Annotated in this window: 14 protein-coding genes and 2 pseudogenes; 7 read left to right on the top strand and 9 right to left on the bottom strand. The window is 40.2% G+C overall.

Features of this window, described 5'->3' with window-relative positions:
- Nucleotides 1-47: 47 nt before the first annotated feature.
- Entirely contained in the window at nucleotides 48-905 is an 858-nt protein-coding gene (yghU, locus tag ACGEDC_RS15405) for a glutathione-dependent disulfide-bond oxidoreductase (RefSeq protein WP_394494260.1), read from the top strand.
- A gap of 295 nt (nucleotides 906-1,200) precedes the next feature.
- Here the strand turns inward: yghU and ACGEDC_RS15400 are convergent, their stop codons facing one another.
- Genes ACGEDC_RS15400 through ACGEDC_RS15390 form a run of 3 tightly spaced genes read right to left on the bottom strand, consistent with a single transcriptional unit; the run spans nucleotide 1,201 to nucleotide 1,960 of the window.
- The gene (locus tag ACGEDC_RS15400) at nucleotides 1,201-1,458 is read right to left on the bottom strand and encodes a hypothetical protein (protein WP_080915293.1); all 258 of its coding nucleotides are present in this window, start codon (nucleotides 1,456-1,458) and stop codon (nucleotides 1,201-1,203) included.
- Nucleotides 1,459-1,461: 3 nt separating this feature from the next.
- Nucleotides 1,462-1,632, bottom strand: coding sequence for a hypothetical protein (locus ACGEDC_RS15395; RefSeq protein WP_394494258.1), 171 nt, complete (start codon nucleotides 1,630-1,632; stop codon nucleotides 1,462-1,464).
- Nucleotides 1,619-1,960 (bottom strand): hypothetical protein, encoded by a 342-nt coding sequence (locus ACGEDC_RS15390; RefSeq protein ID WP_394494256.1) that lies wholly within the window; start codon nucleotides 1,958-1,960, stop codon nucleotides 1,619-1,621. The genes ACGEDC_RS15395 and ACGEDC_RS15390 overlap by 14 nt, the downstream gene beginning before the upstream one ends.
- Before the next feature lie 389 nt (nucleotides 1,961-2,349).
- Between ACGEDC_RS15390 and ACGEDC_RS15385 the strand changes: the two genes are divergently transcribed.
- Nucleotides 2,350-2,997 (top strand): hypothetical protein, encoded by a 648-nt coding sequence (locus ACGEDC_RS15385; RefSeq protein ID WP_394494254.1) that lies wholly within the window; start codon nucleotides 2,350-2,352, stop codon nucleotides 2,995-2,997.
- A 5-nt stretch (nucleotides 2,998-3,002) separates the two neighbouring features.
- Nucleotides 3,003-3,392: an MmcQ/YjbR family DNA-binding protein gene (locus ACGEDC_RS15380; protein ID WP_065109122.1), complete on the top strand. Its 390-nt coding sequence runs from the start codon at nucleotides 3,003-3,005 to the stop codon at nucleotides 3,390-3,392.
- A gap of 37 nt (nucleotides 3,393-3,429) precedes the next feature.
- On the opposite strand, the gene ACGEDC_RS15375 is transcribed toward ACGEDC_RS15380, so the two are convergent.
- Nucleotides 3,430-4,104: a PilZ domain-containing protein gene (locus tag ACGEDC_RS15375; protein ID WP_394494251.1), complete on the bottom strand. Its 675-nt coding sequence runs from the start codon at nucleotides 4,102-4,104 to the stop codon at nucleotides 3,430-3,432.
- Nucleotides 4,105-4,352: 248 nt separating this feature from the next.
- Here ACGEDC_RS15375 and ACGEDC_RS15370 point away from each other — a divergent pair, with 248 nt between their 5' ends.
- Nucleotides 4,353-4,913 carry a CBS domain-containing protein gene (locus tag ACGEDC_RS15370; RefSeq protein WP_394494248.1) on the top strand — a complete coding sequence of 187 codons (561 nt, stop codon included), beginning with the start codon at nucleotides 4,353-4,355 and terminating at the stop codon, nucleotides 4,911-4,913.
- 90 nt (nucleotides 4,914-5,003) lie between these two features.
- On the opposite strand, the gene ACGEDC_RS15365 is transcribed toward ACGEDC_RS15370, so the two are convergent.
- The 5 genes and pseudogenes from ACGEDC_RS15365 to ACGEDC_RS15345 all read right to left on the bottom strand — a co-directional run bounded on the left by ACGEDC_RS15365 (nucleotide 5,004) and on the right by ACGEDC_RS15345 (nucleotide 9,386).
- Nucleotides 5,004-5,993: a diguanylate cyclase gene (locus ACGEDC_RS15365; RefSeq protein ID WP_394494246.1), complete on the bottom strand. Its 990-nt coding sequence runs from the start codon at nucleotides 5,991-5,993 to the stop codon at nucleotides 5,004-5,006.
- Between the two features lie 161 nt (nucleotides 5,994-6,154).
- A pseudogene (locus ACGEDC_RS15360) lies at nucleotides 6,155-6,831 on the bottom strand (fumarylacetoacetate hydrolase family protein).
- A 204-nt stretch (nucleotides 6,832-7,035) separates the two neighbouring features.
- Nucleotides 7,036-8,045: pseudogene (locus ACGEDC_RS15355) on the bottom strand (succinylglutamate desuccinylase/aspartoacylase family protein).
- Nucleotides 8,045-8,950 carry a 30S ribosomal protein S6--L-glutamate ligase gene (gene rimK / locus ACGEDC_RS15350; protein ID WP_065109116.1) on the bottom strand — a complete coding sequence of 302 codons (906 nt, stop codon included), beginning with the start codon at nucleotides 8,948-8,950 and terminating at the stop codon, nucleotides 8,045-8,047. Before rimK ends, ACGEDC_RS15355 begins: the two are co-directional and overlap by 1 nt.
- A 4-nt stretch (nucleotides 8,951-8,954) precedes the next feature.
- A complete protein-coding gene (locus ACGEDC_RS15345) occupies nucleotides 8,955-9,386 on the bottom strand; it encodes an ATP-dependent zinc protease (protein WP_065109246.1) in 432 nt (143 codons plus the stop codon).
- A 535-nt stretch (nucleotides 9,387-9,921) separates the two neighbouring features.
- Between ACGEDC_RS15345 and ACGEDC_RS15340 the strand changes: the two genes are divergently transcribed.
- The 3 genes from ACGEDC_RS15340 to ACGEDC_RS15330 all read left to right on the top strand — a co-directional run bounded on the left by ACGEDC_RS15340 (nucleotide 9,922) and on the right by ACGEDC_RS15330 (nucleotide 13,775).
- Entirely contained in the window at nucleotides 9,922-10,593 is a 672-nt protein-coding gene (locus tag ACGEDC_RS15340; RefSeq protein ID WP_394494243.1) for a DUF2461 domain-containing protein, read from the top strand.
- A 262-nt stretch (nucleotides 10,594-10,855) separates the two neighbouring features.
- A complete protein-coding gene (locus ACGEDC_RS15335; RefSeq protein ID WP_394494241.1) occupies nucleotides 10,856-12,229 on the top strand; it encodes a BamA/TamA family outer membrane protein in 1,374 nt (457 codons plus the stop codon).
- Nucleotides 12,230-12,410: 181 nt separating this feature from the next.
- Nucleotides 12,411-13,775, top strand: a complete 1,365-nt coding sequence (locus tag ACGEDC_RS15330; RefSeq protein WP_394494239.1) for an RsmB/NOP family class I SAM-dependent RNA methyltransferase — start codon at nucleotides 12,411-12,413, stop codon at nucleotides 13,773-13,775.
- Nucleotides 13,776-13,785 lie beyond the last annotated feature (10 nt).

Here is a 13,785-nt window from a genome sequence, read left to right as displayed (position 1 = left end):
GCCATGCTTATAAAGCCGTTTAAAGCGATTCAAAGTGAGGATACACAATGACAAACGAATTTACTCCACCTAAAAAATGGGTAATGGAAGAAGAAAATGGCGGCAAGTTTGCCAGTATAAACCGTCCTGACTCTGGTGCGCGCTATGATAAAGATTTACCGGTTGGGAAGCATGCACTACAGCTTTACTCTATGGGCACCCCTAACGGCCAAAAAGTCACGATTATGTTGGAAGAGCTGTTAGCCGCAGGGATCACTGACGCAGAATATGATGCTCACTTGATTAGTATTGGTGATAGCGATCAATTCTCATCAGGTTTTGTTATCGTTAATCCAAATTCAAAAATACCGGCATTATTAGATAACAGTACCTCAACGCCTATTAATGTATTTGAGTCAGGCGCTATTTTACTTTACCTCGCTGAAAAATTTGGCTGCTTCTTACCAACAGATTTAGCTGCTAAAACCCAAGTCATGAATTGGTTGTTTTGGCTGCAGGGCTCGGCTCCTTATTTAGGTGGCGGTTTTGGTCACTTTTATGCTTACGCCCCTGAAAAGTTTAAATACCCTATCGACAGGTTCTCTATGGAGGCCAAGCGTCAACTTGATGTACTTGACAAGCAATTAGCTAAACACCGCTTCTTGGGTGGTGATGAGTATAGTATTGCCGATATTGCGACATGGCCTTGGTACGGAAATTTGGTGCTTGGAAACCTATATGAAGCAGCAGAGTTTTTAGATGTTGAAAGCTACCCTAACCTAATGCGCTGGGCAAAAGACATTGAACAACGTCCAGCTGTCGCGCGTGGCAGAATCATTAATCGAACCTGGGGAGAAGAGTGGGAACAACTAGCGAATCGTCATAGCGCCGAAGATATTGATAATGTGCTTAAACGTCAGCCATAACACTCACAATTTCACAATCCATTGGTAGATCACTCAATTTTGATAATGTGAGCCTATACCTTTGATGTGATTCACCCCTATTGGGAATGAAGTTTGATAAAGCGGTAAGCACACCATCAAGTGCTTATCGCATTATTGCTAACCAACAACCCCTTTACCGATTAACCACTTTCAAGCTTTTTCCAACAACATAAGCACGTCGGCTGTACGTCTGGCGGTAAAGTAATGATAAAACCACAATGCGGGCAAAAATCCCCAACATTTAAACGGACATAAGATTGTGTTTGCTTATACATCAGCATCGCTCTTCTTTTCGATTATATTGAGGTGAATACATCGCCATTAGCTGTGCTTCTACAGCGCCCCTTACACAAACAGGCTCACCATTTAGCGGACTAGGTACAGTTACGTTAGTCGCAATCCATAGCTCCATATCACGTATTAACTCCTCTTTAACTAACCTGCCAGCCGTACCATGTGACCAAATACGTTTTCCAAGTAGACCACTCTCGCCGACATATAAAACCTGATCTCCTTTCTTGAAAAAATACACCCCCTAAATGTCTCTTGGTAACAGAGAAAACCAATGCTTTCTTGTAGCGTACTCATTACCTTCAAAGTCATATAAGCCATAAGTTTCGCTATTACGATTAACAAGCCATGCTTGAGATAAACTGATATTAGCGATAAGAGTAAAGGTAATACTGCCCATTTTAAAGGTATTCATCGACGACCTCAGCGCAGTTAAACCCCAGGTACATCTGGCCATCAGGCCTCAACTTCGAACTTGTTACAGCATTATCACTAACAAACTTGGTATAAATTGTATCTACTCTTTTAACAGGCTTACCAAATAGCACTCGAGTATCTACTCTTTTAACAGGCTTACCAAATAGCACTCGAGTATTTCCTCCGATAGCAGATACCAGTCGACTACCTAGCATCTGATGTTCTTCAGTTTCTATCTCATCTAATATGGCCTCAACTTGATAAGCCACTGAAATTTTACGATTTGCATTGATGACATAAACCCAATCTCCTTTTGAGATTAACAAAAGTCATCCCAGCCATATTGGCCAGGTGCTAAATCGAAAAAAGCATTGTTACCAAGCGATGCATATATTTTTCGGTGTGGACGATCAACTATATTTGATACAAGAAATTTTCGCATAATGAATAAAGGCACGTAGTACACATGTGTATATACTAATTAAGTTTCCCCACAAAGTAAACCGTACCAAGTACCCTTACTGTTTATTGCAATATAGATCATATTCAATTAACGCTAATCATAACGACCTTTTATTGATTTCATTGAATTTTAGGCGCAAAGTTAACTATGTAAACCAGCTAATTAGAACGCTTAAAGAGTTAAAAGCGCACACTGGACACATAGAAAAGCAAAATTGCACCAGTACTATCAGCACCTTCATATGAGGTAAATATGAACAAGCTACTAATACTTAGAGCAGTGACGGGGATTTGTGACACCTTCAACCTCTGCAAAAGCACCCACTTTAATACCAGCCAACTAAACTTATTAGCGACAGCGAATCGCCTCATCGCTGCATGCTTTAACAGCAAAAGTTCAGCTAACGCTAAAATCAAAACAGCAAGCATCATCATTTGTTACTTATTTAACGGCATTGTTTTTAGCGTACATGCAACGGATGAACATCTTGACAGTACAAGGCATCTTCAAACGATTTCCCCGCTTAAAACCGCTTTGCATTTGGAGACCTATTTAGGCGGGCATAGTACAAATTTAGCTAACAAAGCCGCACTTTCGTTTGAGTTCGGTCAGAGAAATAGCCAGCATGTTTGCCATATAACCACAACAGAAGAGCATTTAATGCAATCCAATAATTTACTGGAAAACATTAATTTAAGTGAAAAATATTTCTTCTTTGACTGTCAAATTGATAATGATTTTTATGTATTATCTAACCAATACCGTACTTATGCCCAAGTGATAATTAAGCAACCTGACATCAACTTTCCAATGTCGATGCATATAGAGGCTAAACTTGTCACAATTGATGGCAAGCTGCTCAATGTCACCAGTGGTGATATCTCACTTAAACGGAAATAACTCACATGGAATTTGACACAATAAGAGATTATTTACTGACTAAACCTTTTGCTACAGAAGACTTTCCATTCGGAGAATCTACTCACGTTTTTAAAGTTCACTCGAAGATGTTTGCACTAATGTCATGGCGAAATGATGCTTTGATGGTTAATGTAAAGTGCGATCCTGAAGACTCATTCGCCCTAAGAGAGATATTTAGCAACATTACGACGGGATATCATATGGACAAGAAACATTGGATTTCTATCTATTTACAGTCAACAGGGAGTGATAAATCTAAAGAATCTCGATTAATTCCAGATGGCGAGGTATTGCGCATTATTGATAATTCATACCTATTAGTCGTCGACAAACTTCCTAAGAAGCATCAAACAGCCATCAAACTGCATTTATAACGAACAAATCAAAGCCTTTTATAGGATTTGAGCAAGACTATTTTTCAGAAAGCAGAGCTGTGTGCACTATTTTTTCGATAGTATTTTCTTGCTCACCCAAGAACTGACAACCAAACTCGACGCCATTTTCGAATAATTTAACATTACACACTCTGGCTTTAATGGTGAGGTTTTCTTGTTCTGTAGCCTCTGTCACGATTTCAATCTGCTCTCCCTCTGTTAACTCATCTTTTCCACCTTCACTAACTTCAATATGACAACCTGAAAGTGAAACATCGGTGATTTTAACTTGCCATTGGTTATCACCTAAAGCGATATTGGCGGTTAAATCTGTCAACACACGTTTGGTCGAACGTAAATTGTGAATAACCATATTATCTGGGAAATTCAATACCATAATACGAGATGGCTGACTCAAGGTTTGTTTGATTGTTGAAATAAATGCGATTACAGATGCCTCATGACCTTCCACTAAACCACGAACAGTCACTTGTGAGCCCTGAGTAATGTACTGGCTGTAGCCTCCCAATTTATTTGCATCTGGAAATTGAATTAGTATGAATTGTTCAGGTAGATAACCGATAAAAATGGTACGAAAACGCCCTTTTTTACCTGCAGGAGTCACAATATCAATATTGACAGGCGTACCAGCCAATAAGTATTTAAATTCTTTAGACAAACCCTCTTTAGTATTGATTTGTTTTGTGGTCATTTTACCTTCCCTGAACCTTTTATTTCCCAATCAAAGATTAGCACAAGATTTAACATACACAACAGTGAGTTAACCTTAATTAAATGTTATTCATGTGCTTGCACCTCCTGTATCTAGAGGTCTATGGTGAATATCACAAGGTTAAGGTTTTTGATGTAAAACATAAAAGACATTGCACCAAACCTGAATATTGACGGTCGTCAGATTCAGTCGCCTCAGCCGTTGACATAAGGTAACGGAGTTAACATATGAGAAATCTAGAATTATTCAGCACAGCATCTATCGATCACTTACTTTGGTCTACCTGCACTGACTCACCCAGCTTAGACTCTCCAGCGTTAGACGTATTTACGGATTTTGATGTAGCACGTCCTATTGTCGTTGATGCATCCACCAGCGCAGTGGGCACAGCAATAATCATGGAACAAACCCATGCATTTATGAGGTTAGTTGTTGATAAGAATAATAAATTTTTAGGGGTAATAACGCTGCAAGAATTGTCTGACCATAATTTATTTGTTACCGCGAAAAAGCTGGACCTTACTGTAGATGAGCTTTTAGTCACCGAAGTGATGGTGCCAAGAGAAGAGCTACAAGCGTTTGACTATCAACAAATTTCAACAGCCAAAGTCAGTGATATAGTCAGGCTTTTGCAACAAAATAATTTGCACCACATGCTAGTCATCGATCATGAATTGCATCATATCCGAGGGCTGATTGCAGCGAGTGACTTAGCCAGAAAACTCAATATGCCAATAGAAATACATCAACGGCCTTCTTTCAGTCAAATTTTCTCTAATGCCCATTAATGATTTTGCCTAAACGATATAAATCACGAAGCCACTTACCTGACAAATCTCAGGTAAGTGACGATAAACCTTATTGAATATACGCAGAAACTAGCCTTGCTGTGTTAGTTGGCTTTCTTGTTCAACAAGCTGATTATCGAAAGCAACACACTGATTTTTACCATAAGTCTTAGCTTGATATAGGGCCAAATCCGCTTTTTGAATAATCTCTTTCGCCGAGGTGAAGTTGTTAGGTATGCAAGAAGTAAAGCCTAAGCTCAAGGTGACGATTTTACTTTTAGATCTTGGGTGCGGGATGCCGAGTTCGGCAATTTTCAAACGAATATCTTCAGCGAGTTGCGACACACTTTCTTGCTGTCCGTAACAAATAATAGCAAACTCTTCACCGCCATAACGGCATACCACATCGGTTGAACGCACACATACGTCAGCTATTGCTTGCGATACTTGTATTAAACATTGATCTCCTTGGTAGTGGCCTAAGAAGTCGTTATAAGCTTTAAAATAATCAATATCACACATGATTAATGACACTAATTGTCGCTCTCTTCGTGCTAGATTGATAATAAAGTCCAATTGAGAATCGAACTCTCTTCGATTGTTCAGCCCTGTTAATGCATCAAGCTTTGAAAGCTTAAACAATTTAGCACTCGTACGTTCACGCTCAATAATCCCAAAAAGTAATTGTGCATTTCCGCAATCGTCTCGAAGTATTGCTCTCGCTTTACTCGTAAAGTAAAGGATCTCACCTTGGTTAGCGTCATAATAAGGAAAACGATTATGGTATTCATCGATACGCCCTAAGCGCAAGTCACAGTAATCTTCAAAAATTCGCTTAGCTTTATGGGCATCTTTTACCGCAATATTTTTATTGTAATCCCCAGCGATAGGACAAGTCTTACTAACAGAATGTTGAAGGGTATTTGAGTCTAAAGAGAACATGTCACGCATGTTACTGTTGCAGTAAAAAACATTACTATTATCTTCTAAATCTATTAGCCACCAGGAAACACCTGAAAAGCTTAATAGCTCTTGATAAAGCGTATAATATTTTTCAATTCGCTTATTTGGAAACGTCATAATTGATTAGCCACTTTGTTCAAGCTAACCATTAGTCACTTACGCAACTAACTTTCCCTTTAGCAAAATGAATCAGCAAAACTACTATGATTATAGACCCTGTTTACGTAATTGCCTGTTTGCCGCTCATTTAGCTCAAAACAATGCCGCTAATAAATGCATTAAACCGCTGTCCACCTATGTTCGATACACGGGTTAATTTGGGATACTTGCTCTGCTAACTGCTCATGTGATGAATAATCGACATTAGCCCAAAGCTTAACCTCAAACACCGAGCCTAAAGCAACCTGGCCAACGCCTTTAGGTGTACCTGTCATCACAATGTCGCCATCCACTAACGTCATAAATTCATTCACCAAAGCTAGAATATCGTCAGCACTGTACATCATTAAATCGCTATGGCCGAGTTGCCTGACTTCACCATCGATTGTCAATTGAAAGCAAAATGTAGCTCCGGCAGTTAACGACAATGAAGATAAACTGACAAAACCACTAAACAGAGCCGAGCCGTCAAATGCCTTAGCTCGCTCCCATGGTAGCTGTTGTGATTTAAGTTTGGACTGCAACTCTCTCTTGGTTAGGTCTAATCCCACCCCTACCCCATGAAACATCCCATTACGCACTGAAAAACATAGCTCTGTTTCAAAATGAATCGGCTCTTGATGAAATGAGATCAGCTGCGTAGAAATCGCAGAGTTAGGTTTTAAAAAACCACCATATCTGAAGGCACCTCATTACCCAGCTCATGGATATGGTCCACATAATTACGACCAATACAGATAATTTTAGACGGTGACGTCGCTTCACTATTTGAGTCATATTGAATTGTGTTTAACATTTGCTTAAGCCTCTAGATATCAATTCCTATCAGCATATTGATTTAGTTGAATCGAATCAAACATGTAAAGTAATTGAGAAGGCAGAAAAATTGTTTTATTAAACTGAGGTATAACGGTGATTCTGAATTGAGTAAAGCATTAACATAGACATAAAACACTGCAATACAGGAAGATACTGCAGTGTTTGAAAGTCAAACTAAGGTTTAAGCATATGTTGAGATAAACTCGTCTAAATGCTCATTGGCAATTTCAATATCATCACCAACAAACTGAGCAATATGAAATAACGCTTCGCCTTCGTTAGCGACTGGAATATTGGTTAAGCCAATAATAATGCCATCGGTTGGAGAACGTAACTCAGTGACTTCTCCCCCAGTGGATTGACCACATTGGCAAGTAAGCATCCTTTGCTCACACGAGCCCCTATTTTGCGTTTCACATTCACCAATCCATCTGCTTCACTTCGTAACCAATAACTGCGGCTCGCATTAATAGATGCTGTTGGTTTTAGTTTACTATTCAACATCCCCAAATAGCGCATCACATTCAGTACACCAGTGACACCAGACTTTATCGACAGCTCACTAAACCTTAGGGCTTCACCTGCTTCATATAAAATACATGCGATGCCTTTTTCATTAGCGTAGCCACGCATCGAGCCTTTTACGGACTTTGAATCCATAATCACCGGAGCACCGAAAGCCGTAGCCATTGCCATCATAACTTCATCATCAGTATCACAACGGATCTGCGGGAAGTTATCACGATGAATAGCACCAGTATGCAAATCAACAATATGCGTTGCTTTAGACATCAACTCGCTTGAAAACAAATGCGCTAAACGGCTCGCTAATGCGCCTTTTGCACTCCCAGGAAAGCAGCGGTTTAAATCACGCCTATCTGGTAAGTAGCGCGATTGATGAATAAAGCCAAACACATTAACAATGGGTACAACCATCAAGGTTCCTGTCAGTGTTCTGATGCTGATTTTATCGATTAAGCGTCGACAAATTTCGATGCCATTCAGTTCATCACCATGAATAGCAGCGCATACTAATAACACTGGCCCAGGTTTCTTACTATGGAACACCTCAACATGCAGCTCTAAAGGCGTGTCGTTATACAATTTTGCTGCGGGCAGTTTGATACTGGCACGGGTACCAGCATCAATACTAAACTCACCAATTGTGAACGCTTCACGCTTAGGCGCCATCAACCCATTCCTTTGGTTTTGGTGCTTTTGGCTTTGGCATTTTTTTCAATAAATTGAATAATTTTATCTGCGACATCAATACCCGTTGACGTTTCAATTCCTTCAAGACCAGGCGATGAGTTCACTTCCATCACTAAGGGCCCATGCTTTGAGCGTAAAATATCAACACCCGCTACATTTAGCCCCATCGTTTTAGCTGCACGAACCGCTGTTGAGCGCTCTTCTGGGCTTAACTTAACAACAGTGGCTGAGCCGCCACGATGCAAATTAGAACGAAACTCGCCTTCTGCCCCCTGACGCTTCATTGCCGCAATGACCTTATCGCCAATCACAAAACAACGAATGTCGGCTCCACCTGCTTCTTCTATATACTCTTGCACCATAATATTGGCTTTTAACCCCATAAAGGCTTCAATAACACTCTCTGCCGCTTTACGGGTTTCGGCAAGTACCACACCAATCCCTTGAGTCCCCTCAAGTAGTTTAATCACGCATGGTGCGCCGCCAACCATATCGAGTAAATCAGGCACGTCTGCAGGCTTGTTCGCAAAACCTGTCACAGGTAAGCCAATGCTTTTGCGAGATAACAACTGCAATGAGCGTAATTTGTCACGAGAACGTGAAATTGCCACCGATTCATTCAATGGAGACACGCCCATCATTTCAAATTGACGTAATACTGCCGTTCCATAAAAAGTAACTGAAGCACCGATACGTGGAACCACCGCGTCAAATTTGGGTAATTCTTCACCGCGCATATGAATGCTAGGCGCCATCATATTGATGTTCATGTAACATGCTAATGGGTCTACGATTTGTACTTCGTGACCTCGTGCAACCGCCGCTTCTTTAATACGGCGAGTTGAGTATAAATTCTCATTCCGAGACATAATTGCAATGCGCATGGGCTTAAGCTCCAAGTAAATACGTTGCCGAAGAGTCAACTAAGTAACGCCCAGCAAGCGCTCTTCGACCCAAAAGCATTCTAAATTGCATGTTGTCACGCTGTGTTAACGTGAGTTCAATATCAAATTGTTGCTCGCCAATAATAATTGGCGTTTTAATGACATATCGATTGGTGATATGCCCACCAGAATCTTTCACGTGTCGACGATCAAATACCGCGAACTCATGTATGACTTCTCTATTTGAATCCTGTTCTGGGTGTATCCACACCTTAATCCAGTCTTGTTCATTTTTAATAAATGGTTTAATTCTAAACGCATGTAAACATGACGTCTTGGCACCGGTATCAATTTTCATATTAACCCGTTCATTGCCAATTTCAGGAAACGTCGCCCATTCACACCAGCCAAGAATATCTAATGCATTTTTTGTCATGTTTAACCCTTGCATAAAGAATTTAATCATTCGTCACATGCCATATTACAGCCTCAAAGAGCGATAACACGGCTTCAATTAGCTGTTTTAAACGACTTTAACCAGTCAGATTAAACAAAAACAGCCTAGCGACAAGGTAAAAAGCCATTATAAAAATGACCCTGTATCAATTTGGAAGCGCATAATACTCCTAAAGTTGATAATTGCTACTAAAAAAAACACTAAAAAATAAAAAAATTATAGGTAACAGCAAATAAGATAACTTTTTCAATTATATGAAACAGCCAAAACAATAAGAAAACAAAGCAATATAATACTATTTATCACAAGTTAATTGAGATATGTTGATTTATCAAACAAAATTCGCCTTATTAAATCGAGTATAAATCAACCAGATGTTTTTGCAGCTATTATTTACCGCTAAACAAAAAACACAGCGCTAACTCCCAGTATGAAAAACATCGAAAATGACTATTCAACCTGATAAATTAGCAAAGTTTTTATACTTTTTAGCGCTAACATTTTAGGATTCCTCATGTTTACTCAACACAGCTTTGACTTTTTAACTCAGCTTGCCGATAACAATAATAGAGAATGGTTTAAAACGAATCAGTTACGCTATGAAGAAACCGTCCGCACACCTACATTACAATTTATTGAAGCCATGCAGGGGCCTATCCTTAAATTTTCACCACGATTAACTGCTGTGGCTAAAAAAGTGGGTGGCAGTATGATGCGACCACAACGAGACAGTCGCTTTAGTAAAGATAAAAGTCCCTACAAACTTAATGTTGGAATTCAATTTAGGCACTTTCAAGGGAAGGATGTACATGCACCTGGTCTATACCTGCACCTAGCAAATGATGGCTGTTTTATCGCTGCAGGTATTTGGCATCCCGAATCTAAAGCCTTAAACGCTATAAGGCAGTGCATTGATGAAAACCCTAATGGGTATAAAAAAGCCTTAGTAGAACTAAAACAAGCAGGTTTTGAGTTATCAGGGGATAGCTTAGTCAGACCACCAAGAGGTTTTAATAAAGAGCATCCACTCATTGATGAATTAAAGCGAAAAGACTTTATCGCCATCAAACCCGTTTCTATTGAACAAGTGTGCAGCGATGACTTTGTTAACTTTTGCACTCAAGAATTTGAACACACGCTCAAATTAATGCATTACCTTTGCTTTGCCCTTTCATTAGATTTCTAGATCCATGAAGCTGCAGGAGGTCGTTTTACATTGAATAAAATGACTTCCTATCATTAATCTTTTTAAGCGCATAGTGGAGTAAAACCTACAAACAGTGCGAACTCTCGTACTGTAGTGATCAATAGGGTTATTTAACGCCTCATACTCAATAGTGATAAATCACAATTTAATCATTAAGTCACTGTACCTTTAGCACGCAACAACCTATATTATTCAATAAAATAGCTACAATTATTCAACACCTCCTCTTGAGCAAGAAGTAATGGCAGGGCTGCTAATGATGAAAAAACGCCGCTATGACGGGTTAATAACCCTAACGAATCAAACAAGAGTATTAACCATATTCGCTTCCGCTTTATTCTTACTATGTATCCCGTCAACTTTTGCTGCCTCAGCCAATGTAAAGTCAGCAGTCAATCGCTCAGAAACGCCTAATACTGGTACTGAAAAGTTATTACTTCCCTATGTATTTAGTACGGACTCTATGGGCTTAAACATTGGTTTAGGTGCTATGGTCAGTGGTTACCACCAAGAGCAAATGACAATTGGCGGTACTGTGTACGGCGGGGATGTCAGTTATGGTGCGGGGGGCGGAGTCTGGAATTACAAAATCCCTAAAACTGAGCGGTTCTTTTTAAGTGTATACGGCTTTTTAGGCTATTACCCACAACAAAAGGCTTACGCTGGTGGCGCAAGTAATTTTATCCCGGCGGATACACCTTTACCTGGTAGTAATGACTCGTCGAATGAGCAGTTTTTACAAGCAGATGGTTCATCAAACTGGTGGGAAATTAAACTTGAATACGCCCTACCAATAGGCGCTACACGTGGTAAAGGCCAAGTCACTTACGAGTTAACGAATGGCTTACTGACGTCAAAGCCTTCCGGCGGAGATAAATGGAACCCATTTGAATCAGGTGCAACTGTCGCCGTACTCAGACAATTTAATCGTTATGAGAGCTACGAATTTGAGGATGAAGTGCTCGATGGTACCATTCATGCGCTTGAGCTTGGGCTACTATATGACAATACCGATTTTTCAATCAATCCAAGTTATGGTAGCAAGCAATATGTGGCAATATCTCACGATTCAGGTTGGTTAGAGTCCGTTGACTCTTGGACTTTTATTGAGTTTGAAGCCAGTAAATACTTTTCTTTTGGCCAATCTGATTACGCATCACAACGAATACTCGCTATGAATTTTTGGACAGGCTATTCACCTTCTTGGGAACTTGAATACGATGAAGCCGGTGCCAGAAAGGTAAATAATAACGCCCCTTATAGTGAAGGCGCCTCATTAGGCGGATTTTATCGCATGCGTGGATTTGATAATAATCGCTTTCACGATAAAGCCTCTATTTATGCGACAGCGGAGTATCGTTACACCTTAAAGTACAATCCAATAGAAGATGTGAATTGGCTTAAATTTTTACGTTTAGACTGGTTTCAACTCGTTGGATTTGTTGAAGCTGGCAGAGTGGGTGAATCTTATACTGCCAGCGAATTACTCACCGACATCAAATATGACTATGGAGTGTCATTAAGAGCCCTCACAGCGGGTATTGTAGTGAGGCTTGATGTCGCGCAATCAGATGAGAGTACCAATGCTTGGGTTATGGTGGATCATCCATTTTAGTCTTGTGACTCGAGATAGCGTCTATCTTTAAAACCCTTACCCTTCGATATCATTGTCATTAACAGCTCGGTTGAATACTCTGTAGGATAGATATTCAACCGATTTTAAAGACATGCTAAAATATGCCATTACTTTTAAGTGACAAACATGCTTTGTCACCTTTGCCACCCTTGAGTCAGCCATGCCAGTAGCACCACAATCAAACCTTATCGCCACCACTCCAGCACAAAAACGTGCTTTGAGCTATTCAACCACCATCAAAATGTTATTTGATGAAGTGTTAGATACTAAAATGCCCGCTGACCGAATCGTGGCTAATTACTTTCGTGAACACAAAAAGCATGGTTCAAAAGATCGCAGAGTCATTCGCGAAACTTTATTCGGCCTATTTCGTTGGTGGGGCTGGCTTAAACAAATAGGCTCACAACACGATGAGCAAACTTGGTTCGCAATGCTCAGTAGCTGTGCACTGTTAGAGCAACACATGTGGCGTAATTTTGCGGAAGCTTGGCAACATTTTGCTCATCTATCACCAGAGCAACTAGCGGTGATATATGGACATGTCGAAGCCACAGGCGAAGCGAATACTTACACTGTTATTGAAAAGAGTCTGTTACTCAATACTATATTTACAGGGAAAACCGTTAAGCCAAGTCAACTATTACCAGACTGGTATTGGGAGGTTTGCCCGATTGAGTCAGCTGAGCAACAACTCAAACTCGTTGAGGCAATGAGCTCTCGACCGCCTATTTGGGCAAGGGTGCAAAAATTAGCGACAGATAAAGCAGTATCCCAATTACAACAAGATGGCATAGATGCAAGCTTGTGCGAATACTTTGGTGATGCCATTAGTTTAGGCAGTAAAAGTATTAACTTAAATGACGTAATACTGTATAAAAATGGCCAAGTTGAAATTCAAGATCTTGCATCTCAAGTTATTGGCAATGTGTGTAAGCCCAAAGCAAATGAGCAATGGTGGGACACGTGCAGTGGCGCTGGCGGCAAGACCTTACAACTTCGTTCACTTATGCTGCAAGACGTTGAAAATGATTCAACAGGGTCGATTACCTCATCAGACATTCGTACAAAAGCACTAGAAGAGTTAAACAAGCGCGCTAAACGAGCAGGTTTTGATAGCATTACAATCGCTAAATGGAAGTCTGACAATTTACCTGTCTCAGAGAACTACTTTGATGGTGTATTAGTCGATGCACCTTGTAGCTGCACTGGTACTTGGCGCAGAAATCCAGACATGCGCTGGATTGATGATAGAAGTTGTGTGGATGATAAACCTGCCTTGCAATTAGACATATTGAGTCGTAGTGCTAAAGCCGTAAAAACAGGCTCACATCTTGTTTACGCTACTTGTTCATTATCACCTTTAGAAAATGAAGCCGTTGTAGACGCATTTTTATCTAACAATAAAGACTTCAGTTTAGTAGTAAGCACTCACCCTTTTACAGGGCATCAGAGTGAACATATTACCGTATGGCCATATGAAGCAAACAGCGATGGAATGTATGTCGCGAAGATGGTTAAGAAGTAGTGCTTTTGAT

It is taken from the genome of Shewanella sp. ENK2 (assembly GCF_043568515.1).
Classification (GTDB): domain Bacteria; phylum Pseudomonadota; class Gammaproteobacteria; order Enterobacterales; family Shewanellaceae; genus Shewanella; species Shewanella japonica.
The sequence above is the reverse complement of the archived record's forward strand: the minus strand, read 5'-3'. Positions and strand labels throughout refer to the sequence as shown.